This window comes from Pseudomonas neuropathica (genome assembly GCF_015461835.1).
Lineage (GTDB): Bacteria > Pseudomonadota > Gammaproteobacteria > Pseudomonadales > Pseudomonadaceae > Aquipseudomonas > Aquipseudomonas neuropathica.
On the sequence record NZ_JACOPX010000005.1, the window covers coordinates 364,795 to 380,491 of the forward strand.

A 15,697-nucleotide genomic window follows, 5' to 3' on the forward strand; every position below is an offset into this window, starting at 1 on the left:
GACGTAGGTCAGCCGTTCAACGTTGGTTGCCAGGGTGTGATTGAGCAAAACAGTGCGCACTTCATCATCACCGCCGCCCACCGCTTCAACCACGTTCACCGAGGTGCCGTTGACGTAGTAGATGTCATTACCAGCACCACCGTTCAACGTGCTACCAGATGCCTGCGCGGTAAGAATGTCATTAAATGCAGAACCAATCACGGCCTCTATAGACGTCAAGGTATCGCCTTGGGCATCTGCGCCTACGCCTGTGCCAGCGGTCAGATTGACGGTCACTCCTGCCGTCGAATTGGCATAGGACGCGGTATCAATACCGTTCCCGCCATTCAAGACATCGGCACCTGCTCCGCCATCCAACAGGTCGTTGCCCTCGCCACCACTCAGCGAGTCATTTCCCGCAAACCCATACAACTCATCCGCACCTGACGTGCCTACCAGTGTGTCCGTACCCGAAGTTCCGTTTATAACTGCCATTGTTTCTTCCTTGCCTTTTTGATGAATCGATAGTCAACGCAATGTTTCAGAATCGCCTCGATAAAGCCGAGTACTTTTGAGCGTGGTCATTGATGAGACGTTTAACCGCCTTGCAACCAGAGGTCTCCATGACCTGCGGAAGTTTGACGCGCCCCCTCCTCTGCTCGGGGCATCTGCAATTACTGCACCACAGCTGTCGACGAACGGTAGGTATCTGAGAAAAGCCTGACAGCGGGCAAAAAAAAACCGACGCCCTCGGGCGTCGGTTTTCAGTGCAGCTATCAGATCACATCAAGTCATCTGAATAATGGTCTGCATGATGGTGCTCTGAGTGGAAATGGTCTTGGCGTTCGCCTGATAGTTGCTCTGGCCCTTGATCAGGTCCACCAGCTCGTTGGTCAGGTTAACGTTCGACTCTTCCAGCGAGTTGGAAGCAATCGAACCCAAAGTACCGGTTTCCGGAGCGTCGTAGCCCGGGATACCCGAAGCGAACGTCTCTTTCCAGCTGGTGCCACCGATAGCCTGCAGGCCTTGTTCGTTGGTGAAGCTGGCCAGCGCAACCTGGCCGATGGCCTTGCTCTGGTTGTTGCTGAAGTTGGCGAACAGCGTACCGGTGCCGTCGATGGTCAGGTTGGTGATCTGGCCAGTGGCGTAACCGTCCTGAGTCGGAATCGAACGCGCGGTGTCAGCGTTGTACTGAGTGGTCTTGGCCATCGAAATGGTAATACCGGCCGGGTTGGCAGCCGCACCGTTAGGCGTAAAGTTACCGTTGGTCACAGTGCCCGGCTTCCAGGTCGTCAGCTTCAAGTCGCTGCTGATGATCGGGTTCGGCGCCGGAGCTGGTAATGTGCTAGGCGTGCTGACCTGCAACAGGTTGCCAGAACTGTCGAAGGTGAGTGTCGAAGCAACCGGAGGCGTAAGCGGATCGTTTGGGTTGCTACCGGTCGCATCCGGGTTACGGCCATCAACCAGGGTGTAGACCTTCCAGGTGTTTTCGCCGGTCTTCACCATATACTGATCCATGACGTGAGAGTTGCCCTGCGTGTCATAGATCGGTGTGCTGAACGACTTGGTGTAAGTCTCGAGTTTGGTCGGATCAAACTTGACAGCGTTGGTACCCGTATCAACGATCACCGGCGCAGTCGAGTTCAAGTTGATGCTCGAAGTCACCAGGGAGGTCGATTTCGGCGCCAGGTTCGAGGTATCGATCTTCAGGTCGGTCAATACACCGTTGATGATCTTGCCGTTGGCGTCCACACCGTAACCCTGCAGGCGCGAGGTGTAGTCGGTGTTGGTGATGTAACCGGCGTTGTCGACCTTGAACGTACCGGCACGGGTGTAGGACACCGAGCCGTTGTTGCTCATGGTGAAGAAGCCCGAACCGTTGATGCCCATATCCAACACGTTACCGGTGTTGTTGATGTCACCCTGGGTGAACTGCTGGGAAACGTTGGCCAGGCGCACGCCGTTACCGATCACTTTGCTGCCGCTGCCCAGGCGAGTCGCCGAGTAGACGTCTTCGAATTCTGCACGGGACGATTTGAAACCGGCGGTCGCAACGTTGGCGATGTTGTTGCCGGTCACGTCCAGTTGTTTGTTGGCTGCATAGAGACCGCTAAGGCCGATATTGAAAGACATATTCCACTCCTTTGTGCCGGTTAGTCGGCTCTATATACCAATGGTTTGTACTTTGGACAGGGCAACGGTGCCCTTGCCGGACAGGTTGAGCATCAGCTCGCCGCCGGTCTGGCTGATCGTCACGCTGGTAACAGTGGCCGGCAGGTACGTCGCCATGTCGGTCGAGGTGCCATTGATCGATGCGTTGGCCTTGACGGTATAGGTACCGGTCTTGACCAGATTGCCGTCCTTGTCCTTGCCGTCCCAAGTGAAGCTCGCGGCGCCTGCGGCGCGACTGCCCAGATCGATGGTGCGAACCACCGCGCCGCTGCTGTCGGTGATGCTCACGGTGCCGCCGGCAATCGACGACGGCACGGTGACCGAACCGGTCATGCCTTTGCTCGGATCGTCGAGCTGAACCGAGTTGGTCTGCACGATCACGTTGCGGCCCACCAGCGACGAAGCCTGCAAGGCTTGCGAGGAGTTGTAGTTGCCGGCCAGCGAACTGACCGTGCTGTTCAGCGTGGTGATGCCTTCCAGACTGCTGAACTGTGCCAATTGGGCAACGAATGCGCTGTTGTCCTGCGGATCGAGCGGGTTCTGGTTTTTCAGCTGGGTGACCAGCAATTGCAGGAACGCATCCTTGCCCAGTGCCTGGCCGCCCGTGGCGCTGTTGGTCGCCGAAGCAATGCCACCGGTGGTCGAACTGGTCTTTTTCGACGAGTTCGCCAGGATGTCATTCATGCTCAGGCTGCTAGTGGTATCGGAAACACTCATGGCAGTCGCCCCTTATTACTGACCGAGGGTCAGTACCTTCTGCATCATGGTTTTGGCGGTGTTCATCATTTCGGCGTTGGTCTGGAACGACCGGCTCGCGGAAATCATGTCAGCCATTTCTTCCACCACGTTGACGTTCGGGTAGTAGACGTAGCCTTTGGCGTCGGCCGCCGGATGGTTCGGCTCGTAGCGCGCTTCGAGGTTGCTCTGGTCTTCGACCACACCGAGCACCTGTACGCCCTGACCGGCCGCGTCCTGGCTCTGGAACAGCGAATTGCTGCCGCTGTTCTGGCCGCCCTGGAACATGGTGGCGAACACCGGGTGACGGGCGCGATAGGTCTGGTCGATGCTCGACGAGACGGTTTCGGCGTTGGCGATGTTCGACGCCACGGTGTTCAGACGCGTGGTTTGTGCGCTCATGCCGCTGCCGGCAATGTTGAAAACGCTGGACAGGGACATGGATTACTCTCCGCGCAGGGCTGACACCAGCCCTTTGAATTTGCTGTTGAGCAGGGTGAAGCTGGCCTGGAAGCCGACGGCGTTTTCCGCGTAGTTCGACTGTTCCAGTTGGGCGTCCACGGTGTTCTGGTCGATCGACGGTTGCATCGGCGTGCGATACATCAGCGATTCGTCGCCATTGCCCAGGCCTTCAGCTTCGATATGACGGCTGTTGGTCATGTTCAAGGCGATGGTGCCGTTAGCGTTTTTCTGGGTCTGTGCTTCAAGCACTTTGGAGAAGTCCAGATCCCGCGCCTTGTAGTTCGGGGTGTCGGCGTTGGCGATGTTGTTGGCCAGCACTTCGGCACGCTGAGCGCGGAAGCCCAGTGCCTTTTCGTGAATGCCGAGCGCTTTATCGAAGCTGATGCTCATGTCGGGAACCTTCAGGTGACCGGTTTTTCGTAACTGAGCTTTAGCAAGCGCCGTGCCAAACCACAAAACCCGCATAAACCGGGGCTTGGCCGGGAGTCGGCAAAGCGGCAATGCCAGAAAAGCGGCAACCGGTTTCCGCCGGATGCCGCTTTTCTGCCGCTTGCCGTCCATCTCCCACACCACGGTCCCCTGTAGGAGTGAGCCTGCTCGCGATAGCGGTAGCACATTCAACATCATCGGTGCCTGACACACCGCTATCGCGAGCAGGCTCACTCCTACAGGGATTCAGGGTGTGTCAGGGAAATAATTGGGGCACAAAAAAACGGCAGGCCTTTGCGGGCCTGCCGTTTTTTTTATTGCCGCTGCAATCATTTCGCCTGGTAAATAATCCCCGGGCTGCACTGCACCATCTGGTAATGATCCGGCAAACCGTTCAACGCTTCGGAAGCGCCAAGGAACAGATAACCGCCCGGCTTCAACGTGCTGTGAATGCGCAACAGAATGTCTTTCTTCACTTCGGCAGAGAAGTAGATCAACACGTTGCGGCAGAACACGATGTCGAACTTGCCCAGCGCGGCATAGCTGTCGAGCAGGTTGAACGAGCGGAACTCCACGCGGTTCTTGATCGGCGCCTTGATTACCCAGCGCCCCGGCCCTTTCGGGTCGAAGTAACGCTGCAGGCGTTCCGGCGACAAACCACGACCGATGGCCAGACTGTCGTACTCGCCAGTCTTGCAGTTGGTCAGCATCAGGCCGGACAAATCAGTGGCAACGATCTGCACACCCATCTTCAACTGACCAAGGTTGCTGCGCTCGAACTCGTCGATCGACATCGACAGCGAGTACGGTTCCTGGCCCGACGAGCACGCCGCTGACCAGATCCGCAAGCGCTGGTTGGGGCTGGCCTTGATCGCTTCAGGCAGCACCTTGTTCTTCAAGACTTCAAACGGATAGGTGTCACGAAACCACAGGGTTTCGTTGGTCGTCATGGCATCAACTACCTGCTCGCGCAAACCGCTGCGCGGCTGGGTCTGGATGCGCTGAACCAGCTCACCCAAGGATTTGATGCCTTGCTGCTCCATCAGTTTGTTGAGACGGCTCGAGACCAGGTACTGCTTGTTTTCACCGAGCAGAATGCCACAGGCTTTTTCCAGGAAGACCCGGAACTGTTCGAAATCCAAATTACCCGTAGACAATGATGCCGCCTCTTAAATCGTGTTGACCGCCAGGAGCAAAACGCCCCTAGCTGATATCTGCTGCTTTGATCCGGTCGACTACCCGGGATGCGAGGTCATCAGGACGGAATTTGGCCAAAAAGTCATCTGCACCGACTTTCTTGACCATCGCCTGGTTGAATACCCCCGACAACGAAGTATGCAGGATGATATGAAGCTTTTGCATGCGTGCGTCGCCGCGGATTTCCGCCGTCAAGGTGTACCCGTCCATCTCCGGCATCTCGATGTCGGAAATCATCATCAGGAACTCTTCTTCCGGCTTCTTGCCCTCATCGACCAGCTTGCGCAGGTAATCCAGCGCCTGTTTGCCGTCGTTCAGCGCCACCACTTCGACACCGATCGTCTGCAGGCAACGCGTGACCTGCTTGCGCGCCACCGACGAGTCATCGACCGTCAAGACACGCAACGACAGTGCCTTGGTCTGGGTCTCGACATCGACCACGCCCACCGAAATCGCTTCCGGTGTCGGCGCAACTTCCGCCAGCACTTTCTCGACGTCGATGATTTCGACTAACTGATTGTCCACCCGAGTCACAGCGGTCAGGTAGTGATCGCGACCCGTGCCCTTGGGCGGTGGATGAATCTCTTCCCAGTTCATGTTGACGATGCGCTCCACCGAGCGAACCAGGAAACCCTGGGTCTTGGTGTTGTACTCCGTGATGATCACGAACGGGTTGTTCTTGTCCTTCAATGCTCCGGAACCGGTGGCCATTGCCAGATCAAGGATCGGAATGGTCGCCCCCCGGATATTTGCCACCCCGCACACGACAGGACTGGACTTGGGCATCAACGTCAGCGACGGGCACTGCAACACTTCCCGCACCTTGAACACGTTGATTCCGTAGAGCTGCTGACCGTCGAGACGGAACAACAACAGCTCCAGGCGATTCTGCCCCACCAGTTGCGTGCGCTGGTTCACCGAATCCATTACACCAGCCATGCCCAGACTCCTACACCAACGCCAAGTGTTGTTGCGACGCACATTCATTGCTAAACGGCACGGCGCTTGCTTTTTAACTCGTATGAACGCTCAAACGACATTTTTCCGACGCCTGACATCGCCCCTCCGCAGAGGGCTTTGTGCTGCGTGCGCCATTTGCTGCTTTTTCGCTGGCAGCCCTGCCATTGCTGATGCGGTTACCTTGCCTGACATGCTTATCGGCGTCACTCAGGGCTTTCTTGAGTTCACCGTAGAAGACTATCTGGCCACCAGTCAAACGGAAGGCCGCTACGAGATCGAAGTAAACCAGCTCGACCCCCGTATGCGCATGCCTATGTGCGACAAGGAATTGACAGCGACTTTGGAGAGTCCGGCACGTCCGCTGGGCCGGGTTACCGTGAAGGTCCGCTGTGAGGGCGCCTCGCCCTGGACTGTGTTCGTGCCCGCTCAAGTCCGCCTGTTTCGCGAGATTGTGACAACCACCCGACCGCTGAAACGTGCTGGGATCATCGAACCACAGGACGTGACCCTGCGTGAACGCGACGTGAGCACGATCAACCAAGGCTTTCTGACCTCGGTAGACGAAGCGATCGGGCAGAAATTAACCCGACCAACGGTAGCCGATCAGGTCATTACTCTGGTCCATCTGGAACAGGCGGAAGTCATTCGCAAGGGCGATCAAGTGGTCATCACTGCCCGCAGCGGCACGCTCGCCGTGCGCATGCCCGGGGAAGCGCTGGCCAATGGTGGTTTGAAAGAACAGATCCGGGTGAAAAACCTCAACTCGCAACGGGTCATCAAGGCGCAAGTCACCGCGCCCGGCCAAGTGGAAGTGGCGATGTAGAAAACTGGCGCTGACCCCGGCTGTTCCCTAAACTGTGCCGCAGCAGGACACGCGCCGGCGCATGCAAGGCTCATTGCAAATGTGCCTAAAGTTTTCCAGGGGATGGCCGAAAACATGGCAAGCGTCCAAATTCCCAGAGGTTTTTATCATGGTCATCGATTTCAGCCGTTTGAACAGCTCCTCGTCACTTACGGGCAGTACACGTACCAGCAACGCCAAGGAAACCGCCGAAACCGGTACCTCCGCGCCGCTGAATACCCAGGCCGAACCGGCCAGTACCGCAAAAAGCGGGGAATCGGTACACCTCAGCAATGAGGCTCAACAGTTGCAGAAGGTCACTGACAAGCTGCGCGATCAACCTGCTGTCGACAAAGCCCGTGTGGCCGAGTTGAAAGCCGCGATTGCTGATGGCAGCTATAAAGTCGACAGCAACCGTGTAGCCAGCAAACTGCTCAACTTCGAAGCCCAGCGCTAGGCTTTTGCCGGCGCCAGGCTTTTGGACGCTTAAAACCCAAGGCCAGCCATGCACGACACTAATTTATTGCAATTGATCAACGACGACTTTGCTCCAGCTCAACAATTGCTGGAGTTGCTGCAAACCGAATCTCTCGCGTTGCACGGTCGCGACATGCCCCTGCTGGAAGAAATTCTGGCGCACAAACAGGCATTGATCATTCTGCTTGAACAGCATGGCCGCAAACGCAGCGAAATCCTCGCCAGCCTCAACTTGCCGACTGATCGTGCAGGTCTTGAGCAACTGGCTGGCCAGTCGAGCATTGGCGACCAGTTGCTGAGCCAGGGCGATGCCCTGACCGATCTGATTGCTCAATGCCAGGCGGCCAACCTCAAGAATGGCCAGTCGATCCAGATCCAGCAGGCCGCCACGGCCAATCAGCTGAAGATCCTCACCGGCGGTGAAGCGCCGGCGCTGTATAACGCCAGCGGTACATTTGCCAAACCCGCCACACCGCGTCCGCTCAGCCAGGCATGAGCCGTTGATGCGCCAGCTCTATCAACCCGTGAAACATGCTGGCAAAATGCTGGCTGGTCGTCATATTTTGTCTGGAGATTGATAAACCGTGTCCAACGCCCTCAGCGCGGATGATGCTCCGCAGCCCCCTAAGGTGCTTACCACGCCACTGGAAATCTCCAGCAACCTGCGCCAGCTGCAAGAAAGCCACGATCCGCTGATCATCACCTTTCATGAGCGCAGCCAGCGCTTCCAGAGCTATCTGATCAAAGTCGACCGCGACAGCGCTACGATCGCACTGGACGAGATGATCCCGCGTGATGGCGAACGTTTCCTGCAGGCCGGTGAGCCATTCAAGGTTGAAGGTTTTCATGAAGGCGTGCGCATTGCCTGGGAATGCACCGGAACGCTGAATATCGAAGAATCCGAGGGTGATCGTTTCTACACCGGCACACTGCCGACTGAAGTGGTTTACCACCAGCGCCGCAATGCCTTCCGCGCGGCACTGAAACTGACCGATCTGGTCAGCGTTGAACTGGGCGGCGAAAAACTCAAGGCGCCAATCAACGGCAAACTGCTGGATATCTCCGCGACCGGCTGCAAGCTGCGTTTCGAAGGTGATATCACTGACCGCCTGCAATTGGGCCAGGTTTATGACCGCTTGATCGCCCTGCCGCTGTTCGGCAACCAGCCGATCTCCGTCGAATTGCGCTATCTGCACTTCGAAGAAAAACTCAACATCACCTTTGCCGGTCTGCGCTTCCACAACATCAGTGGCCAGGCTGCGCGCAACGTTGAGCGTTTCGTTTATCAGCTGCAACGTGAAGCACGCCGTTTCGACAAAGACGATCTCTGATTCGTTGCGGCCAATAAAAAGGGCAGTCCTTGGCGGGACTGCCCTTTTTTATGCGCGGTGGTTTTTGTTCAGCTCAGGGCCTACCACCGCTGAGATCAGGGGCGGGCTTATCGGTATCCGGTTCGACTTCTGCCGCAGGCTCTGACGGAGTATCAGCTTCAGGCTCGGGACTTGCCGGCGCCTGCACAGGGTCTTGCACCATCTGCTCCTGCACCACCTGCTCGTCTACCCGAGGATCGAGGGCCGCCACCAGCGGTGAGCTGGACATGCTGTCCGGCATGGCCACGTGATGCAGCGGCGCGTCGTCGACCTGATGCAGATTGGTCACGGCCTTCGGCCGGATCCGCCACACCAGCACCAACGCGAAGAAGCTGAAGAACGCATACAGACTCTGGCTGCCAAACAGCTTCATCAACACGCCCGCAAGCAACGGTCCGATGCTCGCACCGACACCATAAGTCACCAGCAGCATCGCCGTCAGCGACACGCGGCGATCGCCTTCGACGTGGTCGTTGGAGAATGCCACTGCCAGTGGGTACAGACAGAACTGCACCAGTGAACACAAGAAACCAACCCCGAACAACACCTCGAGCGGGACCTGCGGCAGCACGGCCAACGGCAACGCCGCCACCGCCAGAAACCCGGCAAAGCAGCGAATCAGCAGCGCCCGGTCATAACGATCGGACAACCAGCCCAACGGCCACTGCACCAGCAAACCGGCAAAGATGCAGCTACCCATGAACAAACCAACCTGCTCGGTCGACAACCCCTGCTGCGAGGCGTACAGCGGTGCCAGACCGTAAAACGAGCCGATGATCAAACCGGCACCCAGCACCGTACTCAACGACTGCGGTACGCGCTTGATAAAGAAGCGTGGCTCCATCGGCGCCGGATGCAGTGGCGCCGGGTGAATCCGCCGCGTCAATGCCACGGGCACCAGACACAGGGCGAAACACAGCGCGACCAGCATCAGCAGTTCCAGCCCCAGGCCCGGATGCATGACCAGAATCAGTTGGCCGAGGACCAGGCCCAGGTACGAAGCGATCATGTAGCCGCTGAACACCAGGCCACGTTGATTGGCGTCCGCCTGTTCGTTGAGCCAGCTCTCGATCACCATGTATTGGCACATCATGCCCAGACCGACGATGGTCCGCAGCACCAGCCACGCCGGCAGCCAATCGACCAGACCGTGGCCAAGCACCGCCGCCCCGACGATCCCGGCACAAGCCGAATAAGCACGGATGTGCCCGACCCGGGCAATCAGTCGGTGACCGATCTTGCCGCCCAGCACCAGACCGAAATAGTTGGCCGCCATCAACGCGCCGACCCAGAGGCCGTCGACATTGTCAGCGGCCAGACGCAATGCCAGATAAGTGGATAGAAGGCCCGAGCCGATCAACATCATCAGCGAGGCGAAATAAAGTGCTCGAAAGGATTTCCAGATTTGGCGCATCGGCGTTCCGAGCGGCTCCTTGCAGTAAATATCGGGCTACCAGAACGATAGCCCGATGACGGCGGTACGTCAGGCCTGGGCTGCTAGAACACGTCGTTCCCAGGGAGTGATTTCATCAAAGAAGCTGGTCAACTCCATGGTCTTCGAAGCGATGTAGCCTTCGATGAACTCCTGTCCGAACAGTTCCCTCGCTAATTGGCTACGTTTCAGACGTTCGAGCGCGGCGTGCAAGGTACACGGCAGCGCAAGATTGTCCGGCACCGCGAACTCGCCCTGAATCGCTTCGCTCGGTTCCAGCTCATTCTCGATCCCGTGCAAACCGGCAGCCAGACTGGCGGCGATCGCCAGATACGGATTCGCATCGGCGCCCGGCAAACGGTTTTCCACCCGACGGGCAACCGGCGAGCTGGCCGGAATTCGCAGGCCGGCCGCCCGGTTGTCGTGCGACCAGCAGGCGTTGTTCGGTGATGCGTACGGATGGCACAGGCGCTGATAGGAATTCACATTAGGTGCAAACAGTGCGGTGAAATCAGCCATGCCCGCCTGCTGGCCACCGATGAAGTGACGGAACATCGCGGTCGGCTCACCGTGCGCATCACTGAAGACATTCTTGCCGCTAGCGGTCTCGACGATGCTCTGATGAATGTGCATCGAACTGCCTGGCGTGTGTGCCAGCGGCTTGGCCATGCACACCACGGTCAAGCCGTGCTTGAGCGCGACTTCCTTGAGCAGGTGCTTGAACAGGAACGTTTGATCGGCCAGCAGTAGTGGATCACCGTGCAGCAGATTGATCTCGAACTGGCTGACGCCCATCTCGTGCATGAAGGTATCGCGCGGCAGACCGAGTGCCGCCATGCACTTATAGACTTCGTTGAAGAACGGCCGCAGACCGTTATTGGAACTGACGCTGAACGCCGATTGGCCATCCTCGCGACGCCCGTCAAGGCCTACTGGCGGACGGAACGGCTGGGTCGGATCGGTATTCGGCGCGAAGACAAAGAATTCCAGCTCGGTCGCCACCACCGGCGCCAGGCCGCGCGCGGCATAACGGGCAATGACTTTCTTGAGCTGACCGCGAGTCGACAGGTTGGAGCTTTCGCCGCTCAACTCATCGGCATCGCAAATCGCCAAGGCACGCGGGTCGTCACTCCATGGCAAACGATGGATCTGGGCCGGGTCGGCAATCAGGGCGAGATCGCCGTCGTCGCTGCCGTAAAACCGTGCTGCCGGATAACCGCCCATGATGCATTGCAACAGCACGCCACGGGCCAGTTGCAGACGCCGCCCTTCGAGGAAACCCTCAGCGGTCATCACTTTGCCGCGCGGCACGCCATTCAGATCCGGCGTAACACATTCAATCTCATCAATGCCGGTCAATCGCTGCGCGAGTGAACCCTGGCCATCGGTTGTCATGACGCAATCCTTGTTATTGTGCGAGCCGCGAACGGCGACCCGCACAAAATAGGCTCCGGCTGTTCGGAATATCAAGCAGCGTCAAACAAAAACCTGTGTCACGGCAGATAAAGGCTGAACACCCCGCCGCCAAGCGGTCCGCCGTTGCGGATTTCGGTGCGCCCTTCGACACCATTGCGCTGATGCAGCGCCGCGATACGATTGGCGAAATACAAACCGAGCCCGGTGCTGCCACTGCTGTGATTGATGCCTTGCACGTAATCGGCCTGACGTTCGAGCATCTCGGCCGGATAACCGTCGCCGTCGTCGTTGATACTCAGCACCAGTTGCCCAGCCTCGTCACTGACGGTGATCAGCAGCGATTCGCGGGCGTAACGAATGGCGTTATTGATGCAGTTGCCCAGCACCGAGGCAATCAGCTCACGGTCGAAGAAACCCAACGGGCTCAGCGGATCGACTTCATAGGTGGCGATGATCCCGCGACTGGCAAACACTTCCTGATGCGCCGCCAGTTGCGCCTCGATAAAGTCATCGAGTTCGTGATACGCCGGTTGCAGCGGCATCTGGTTGACGCCGAGCTTGTACAGCCCGAGCAGTTGCACCAGCATGCCGTTGAGATGGGCAAACTCGAAGTCGATCACACCCTGCTCCGCGCCTAGCCGTTGCGCCTCAGGCAACCGCGCCAGCCATTGGCTGTGGGCCTGCATGAGCATGGCCAGCGAGTTCTTCATGTCGTGGACGGTGGAGGCGATCACCGTAGAAAAATCCAGAGCTTGCTCGTCGTGGTTCATTCGCCAAACGCCTTGCTTTTCAGCTTCTGATAACGCGCAAAACGCGCGTCGGTGTCGGGCATCAGGCCAACCATTTTCAGGCAGGCCCGACATTCTTCCAGTTCCGCCGACGGCACACTGGTGTCGGTGCCGTGGAGCAGCGACTGGGCCATGTTCAGCGCAATACTGATGTTCTTCGGTTGCATCTTCAGCGCCTTGCGGAACACCTCACGGGCCTCCACCAGGTTGCCGGTCTTGTACACTCGCACACCCTGACGGTTGAGGTCAGCGGCAGCGTTGCTGGAACTGAGGATAGTCGGGTCATCCGTGAGCTTGGCGATGTCTTTCATTACTGCCGGATCGTCACCGTAGATCTCCGCGCAGCTCTTGAGCATCGAGGTGCCTGCCTCGGCCTGTCCGAGCATCTGCAATTGCTTGGCGACCAACAGCGCAGCTTCCGGACTCATGAACTGCTCCATGCCGTCGAGGCGCATCAGCGCTTGCTCGGTGAGCTTGTCAGCGGTCTCGGCATCGTTGAGCAGCAGGCTGGTGGCTTTCATCAGACGCGCGCGAATCTGCAGGCCGGGGTCGCTCGGGTTTTCTTTGGCCACCGCACTGAGCGTGGTGTTGATCTCCAGGCGTGTGCGCGTGTCGAGACCGCGCTCACTGCCTTTGCTGATCAGCGCGTGAGCCAGGCCGAGATTACTTTCCGGATCCTTGAAGCGCGACTGCGCGCCTTGCGCTACGGCCTGACGATAGGCGCGGGACGCGGTGTCGAAGTCTTCGTTGGCCATCGCCAGTTTGCCCAGCAACGCCTGCCGACGCACCGCCAAGGGAGACAGGCGAATCGCCTCCTCCAGCACCCGTTGCGCACCTTTGCTATCGCCTTCGGCGACCAGTACATCGGCCATGCCGTCGTAAAGTGCAGGCATCATCGGAAACACCTTCAGGGCCTTTTCATAAACGCCCTTGGCTTGCGCCACTTGGCCACGCTTGAACAGCAATTTGCCAAGTCCGGCGAATGCCCATGGCAACGGCCGGTCAGCAATGATGCTGTCATAGAGACGTTCCAGCGCTTCGTTCTGATTCATCTCGCGCAGCGCATCGGCGCGATAGCGCAGGCACAGCGGCGAATAGCGAATGTCCTGCTTGCACAGGGCGATACAGGCGTTAAGCACCTCGACCGGTTTGCCGCGATCAAGGGCTTGTAGAATCGGCTTGAGCAACGTCTTGCGCTGCTCCAGACGCTCCAGGCGCTGGGCCAGGCCGGAGCGGTTGAACGGTTTGGTCAGGTACGCATCCGGTTCGTGCTCCAGAGCACTGAGCACCATCGCCTGACTGGTCTCGGCCGTCACCATGACAAACACCGCTTCATGGCTGATGAGCTTTTCCGACATCAGATCTTCAAGCACCTGCTGGCCGTTCTTCTTGCCATCGCCGAGATGGAAATCCTGCAGGATGAAATCATAGGACTTCTGCGCGCACATCTTCAGCGCCTGCTCACCGGTGTCGGCCGTGTCGACGTCCTTGACCCCGAGCTCACGCAGCATCGAACGCACGGAACTGCGGAAATCCGAGAAATCATCGACGATCAGAAAGCTTTTTTGGTGATACGACAGCATCGAAGATTTCCAGGCAATTGAAGTGAGGGCAATTTCAGGCGCGCAGATGATAGCTGGCGGCAAAATGCTATCAAGCGATTTCGCGCGACTTTAAAGTCACCGAACGGGTTATCGGCCAGAAGTGCTTTTCTCTGAAGCCGGCGCTTCAAGATTCCTCTGCGAGCATTTACCCTGCGCGCCAGGACAACTTCCCACTACAAGGCTTACATCGTGTACATCAAAGGACGCTACATTGTGTCCGCCTGCGCTCTGCTGTTTGTTCAGCAGGCAATGGCGGCTGGAATGGATTGCACAAAAGCGGCGAATGCCGTCGAAAACACTGTTTGCGCGAACAAGTCGCTGTATGAATTGGATGCGCAGATGGAGGTGATTTATCGGGATTTATTCAAGGTTTCTGCTCCCGCACAACCTGAGCTCAGGCGCACTCAACGACTCTGGCTGAAAACCCGCAACGAATGCGCCGAAGACATTTCGTGCCTGGATCAGCACTATCGCGAGCGCCTGCAAGTGCTGCTGGCACAGTGGCAGGCAGCGGTTGCCTATCAACCGGATGACCTCGATGAACAGGCGCTGGACGACCTGCAAAAGCGCATTCAAGCCGCCAGTAAAGATGCTCCCGAATTTGCGCTGGACCGAGCACTCGCCGCGCTCGCCGTCAAAACAACTGCCGGCGGTTTTCACGGCGATGCCAATGAAGATGACTCTTCGATAACGCACTTTCCGACAGCCCAGCCCAAGGGCGTTACTGCCAATGAATGGCGAGCGTTGACCGCTTCGCGGATCACTGACGCTGCCGAAACCGGCCTGACCTCTTACACTTTGCAGGATCTGGATGGCGACGGGCAGCGCGATCTGATTGTGAATACCTACGCCGGGGGCACAGGTCTGTTCACCTATGTGGAAACCTGGCGTCGCGACGGAGAACGGTTCGTCAAACGCTCTGTTGAGCTCGAAAGTTCGCTGTTCTACACCAACGATCGCGGTGCCAATCAGTCGGTAGACTGGATAAACCTGCGTGGCAAAACTTACGCGGCTTATCGAAACAGCGAGTACGGCGTTGATCGGATCTACTTGCTCAACCCGCTGCAAATCAACGTCCAGGTGCCTACGGTGATGATCCGTTATCGCTACGACCTCGAAGTGCCCGTTCTTCAACACAAAGATGACGGCAACAGCACGTTTGAACTCGAACCCGATCTGCACCGAGCACTCAATCTGGCAGTGGCGAAAGTAAATGAAACCGCCGCGATCCCTTCAAAAGAACCGCTCTGCCCTATTCCGGCTACCGGCGCCGGTGAAAACGATTACTACAGCTTTGGCCCGGCGCATTACAGCATTGAAAAAGTCGCCGACCTGCCGGTCTTCATTGGCAATGATTGTTACATCGGTGCTTTGATCGACTGGTTCGGCAGTTACAGCGAAAAGAATGGTTTGTTCGCGCAACTGGCATTGCGTAAACCGGACAGCGATGACGGCAGCCGCACATACGAAGTCTACGGTCGCCGACACATAACCGATGTCAGTACCTCAATGGGTAAAATTGAGCTGAACGAGGGTTAACCGCGTATCCAGTCTGATGTTGAAGATCAACGATGCAGTCGCGGCACGTTGTGGCAATTCGCCGGCTGACGGAAATACAAAAGCCCCGTCGCAATTTCGATTGCGACGGGGCTTTTGCATTTGAACTTAATAGTCTTCCCGAACTTTTTATCCCTGATAAACTTTTCTACAGGCAAAACAAAACCCCAACTGCTTTCGCAATTGGGGTTTCGGAATTTAATCTTGACGATGACCTACTCTCACATGGGGAAACCCCACACTACCATCGGCGATGCATCGTTTCACTGCTGAGTTCG

The 15,697-nt window shown here is 57.6% G+C and carries 16 protein-coding genes and 1 rRNA gene; 5 read left to right on the forward strand and 12 right to left on the reverse strand.

The genetic code is table 11. The features are described 5' to 3' along the window. From H8F23_RS09460 to H8F23_RS09490, 7 genes are all read right to left on the reverse strand, one after another. Positions 1–474: calcium-binding protein (locus tag H8F23_RS09460; protein WP_324187880.1), on the reverse strand; the 474-nt coding region annotated here is incomplete at its 3' end. A 291-nt stretch (positions 475–765) separates the two neighbouring features. Then, positions 766–2,112 carry a flagellar hook protein FlgE gene (gene flgE / locus H8F23_RS09465; protein WP_194934167.1) on the reverse strand — a complete coding sequence of 449 codons (1,347 nt, stop codon included), beginning with the start codon at positions 2,110–2,112 and terminating at the stop codon, positions 766–768. A 30-nt stretch (positions 2,113–2,142) separates the two neighbouring features. Then, entirely contained in the window at positions 2,143–2,868 is a 726-nt protein-coding gene (flgD, locus tag H8F23_RS09470; RefSeq protein WP_007917578.1) for a flagellar hook assembly protein FlgD, read from the reverse strand. A gap of 15 nt (positions 2,869–2,883) precedes the next feature. Next, positions 2,884–3,327, reverse strand: a complete 444-nt coding sequence (flgC, locus tag H8F23_RS09475; protein ID WP_003227217.1) for a flagellar basal body rod protein FlgC — start codon at positions 3,325–3,327, stop codon at positions 2,884–2,886. A 3-nt stretch (positions 3,328–3,330) separates the two neighbouring features. Further along, positions 3,331–3,738, reverse strand: a complete 408-nt coding sequence (flgB, locus tag H8F23_RS09480) for a flagellar basal body rod protein FlgB (protein WP_007917581.1) — start codon at positions 3,736–3,738, stop codon at positions 3,331–3,333. Positions 3,739–4,106: 368 nt separating this feature from the next. Further along, complete coding sequence (cheR, locus tag H8F23_RS09485; protein WP_007917583.1) at positions 4,107–4,934, reverse strand: protein-glutamate O-methyltransferase CheR; 828 nt, start codon at positions 4,932–4,934, stop codon at positions 4,107–4,109. 46 nt (positions 4,935–4,980) lie between these two features. Next, positions 4,981–5,913, reverse strand: coding sequence for a chemotaxis protein CheV (locus H8F23_RS09490; RefSeq protein WP_007917585.1), 933 nt, complete (start codon positions 5,911–5,913; stop codon positions 4,981–4,983). 82 nt (positions 5,914–5,995) lie between these two features. Here H8F23_RS09490 and flgA point away from each other — a divergent pair, with 82 nt between their 5' ends. The 4 genes from flgA (at position 5,996) to H8F23_RS09510 (ending at position 8,583) form a co-directional block, all read left to right on the forward strand. Beyond that, positions 5,996–6,757: a flagellar basal body P-ring formation chaperone FlgA gene (flgA, locus tag H8F23_RS09495; protein ID WP_099756940.1), complete on the forward strand. Its 762-nt coding sequence runs from the start codon at positions 5,996–5,998 to the stop codon at positions 6,755–6,757. Between the two features lie 148 nt (positions 6,758–6,905). Then, positions 6,906–7,232, forward strand: a complete 327-nt coding sequence (gene flgM / locus H8F23_RS09500) for a flagellar biosynthesis anti-sigma factor FlgM (RefSeq protein WP_077574151.1) — start codon at positions 6,906–6,908, stop codon at positions 7,230–7,232. A 48-nt stretch (positions 7,233–7,280) separates the two neighbouring features. Then, complete coding sequence (locus tag H8F23_RS09505) at positions 7,281–7,748, forward strand: flagella synthesis protein FlgN (protein ID WP_186624804.1); 468 nt, start codon at positions 7,281–7,283, stop codon at positions 7,746–7,748. An 88-nt stretch (positions 7,749–7,836) separates the two neighbouring features. Further along, positions 7,837–8,583, forward strand: coding sequence for a flagellar brake protein (locus H8F23_RS09510; protein ID WP_194934168.1), 747 nt, complete (start codon positions 7,837–7,839; stop codon positions 8,581–8,583). Positions 8,584–8,656: 73 nt separating this feature from the next. Here H8F23_RS09510 and H8F23_RS09515 read toward each other — a convergent pair whose 3' ends face one another. From H8F23_RS09515 to H8F23_RS09530, 4 genes are all read right to left on the reverse strand, one after another. Next, positions 8,657–10,036, reverse strand: a complete 1,380-nt coding sequence (locus H8F23_RS09515) for an MFS transporter (protein WP_116256244.1) — start codon at positions 10,034–10,036, stop codon at positions 8,657–8,659. A gap of 69 nt (positions 10,037–10,105) precedes the next feature. Continuing rightward, positions 10,106–11,347: a glutamine synthetase family protein gene (locus H8F23_RS09520; protein WP_194934176.1), complete on the reverse strand. Its 1,242-nt coding sequence runs from the start codon at positions 11,345–11,347 to the stop codon at positions 10,106–10,108. Between the two features lie 200 nt (positions 11,348–11,547). Next, entirely contained in the window at positions 11,548–12,240 is a 693-nt protein-coding gene (locus tag H8F23_RS09525) for a sensor histidine kinase (protein ID WP_093442086.1), read from the reverse strand. Continuing rightward, positions 12,237–13,841, reverse strand: coding sequence for a tetratricopeptide repeat-containing response regulator (locus H8F23_RS09530; protein WP_093442081.1), 1,605 nt, complete (start codon positions 13,839–13,841; stop codon positions 12,237–12,239). Before H8F23_RS09530 ends, H8F23_RS09525 begins: the two co-directional genes overlap by 4 nt. A gap of 282 nt (positions 13,842–14,123) precedes the next feature. Between H8F23_RS09530 and H8F23_RS09535 the strand changes: the two genes are divergently transcribed. Continuing rightward, entirely contained in the window at positions 14,124–15,401 is a 1,278-nt protein-coding gene (locus tag H8F23_RS09535; RefSeq protein WP_228759158.1) for a lysozyme inhibitor LprI family protein, read from the forward strand. Between the two features lie 220 nt (positions 15,402–15,621). On the opposite strand, the gene rrf is transcribed toward H8F23_RS09535, so the two are convergent. Continuing rightward, a 5S ribosomal RNA gene (gene rrf / locus H8F23_RS29450) occupies positions 15,622–15,697 on the reverse strand; the annotation flags it as partial.

Excerpts from the sequence above, each read along its gene's own strand:
- H8F23_RS09490 (WP_007917585.1), bottom strand. The coding sequence starts at position 5,913 with ATGGCTGGTGTAATGGATTCGGTGAACCAGCGCACGCAACTGGTGGGG.
- H8F23_RS09535 (WP_228759158.1), top strand. The coding sequence starts at position 14,124 with ATGGATTGCACAAAAGCGGCGAATGCCGTCGAAAACACTGTTTGCGCG.
- flgD (WP_007917578.1), bottom strand. The coding sequence starts at position 2,868 with ATGAGTGTTTCCGATACCACTAGCAGCCTGAGCATGAATGACATCCTG.
- flgE (WP_194934167.1), bottom strand. The coding sequence starts at position 2,112 with ATGTCTTTCAATATCGGCCTTAGCGGTCTCTATGCAGCCAACAAACAA.
- H8F23_RS09515 (WP_116256244.1), bottom strand. The coding sequence starts at position 10,036 with ATGCGCCAAATCTGGAAATCCTTTCGAGCACTTTATTTCGCCTCGCTG.
- H8F23_RS09530 (WP_093442081.1), bottom strand. The coding sequence starts at position 13,841 with ATGCTGTCGTATCACCAAAAAAGCTTTCTGATCGTCGATGATTTCTCG.
- flgA (WP_099756940.1), top strand. The coding sequence starts at position 5,996 with ATGAACGCTCAAACGACATTTTTCCGACGCCTGACATCGCCCCTCCGC.
- H8F23_RS09505 (WP_186624804.1), top strand. The coding sequence starts at position 7,281 with ATGCACGACACTAATTTATTGCAATTGATCAACGACGACTTTGCTCCA.
- flgC (WP_003227217.1), bottom strand. The coding sequence starts at position 3,327 with ATGTCCCTGTCCAGCGTTTTCAACATTGCCGGCAGCGGCATGAGCGCA.
- H8F23_RS09520 (WP_194934176.1), bottom strand. The coding sequence starts at position 11,347 with ATGACCGCTGAGGGTTTCCTCGAAGGGCGGCGTCTGCAACTGGCCCGT.
- flgM (WP_077574151.1), top strand. The coding sequence starts at position 6,906 with ATGGTCATCGATTTCAGCCGTTTGAACAGCTCCTCGTCACTTACGGGC.
- H8F23_RS09525 (WP_093442086.1), bottom strand. The coding sequence starts at position 12,240 with ATGAACCACGACGAGCAAGCTCTGGATTTTTCTACGGTGATCGCCTCC.
- flgB (WP_007917581.1), bottom strand. The coding sequence starts at position 3,738 with ATGAGCATCAGCTTCGATAAAGCGCTCGGCATTCACGAAAAGGCACTG.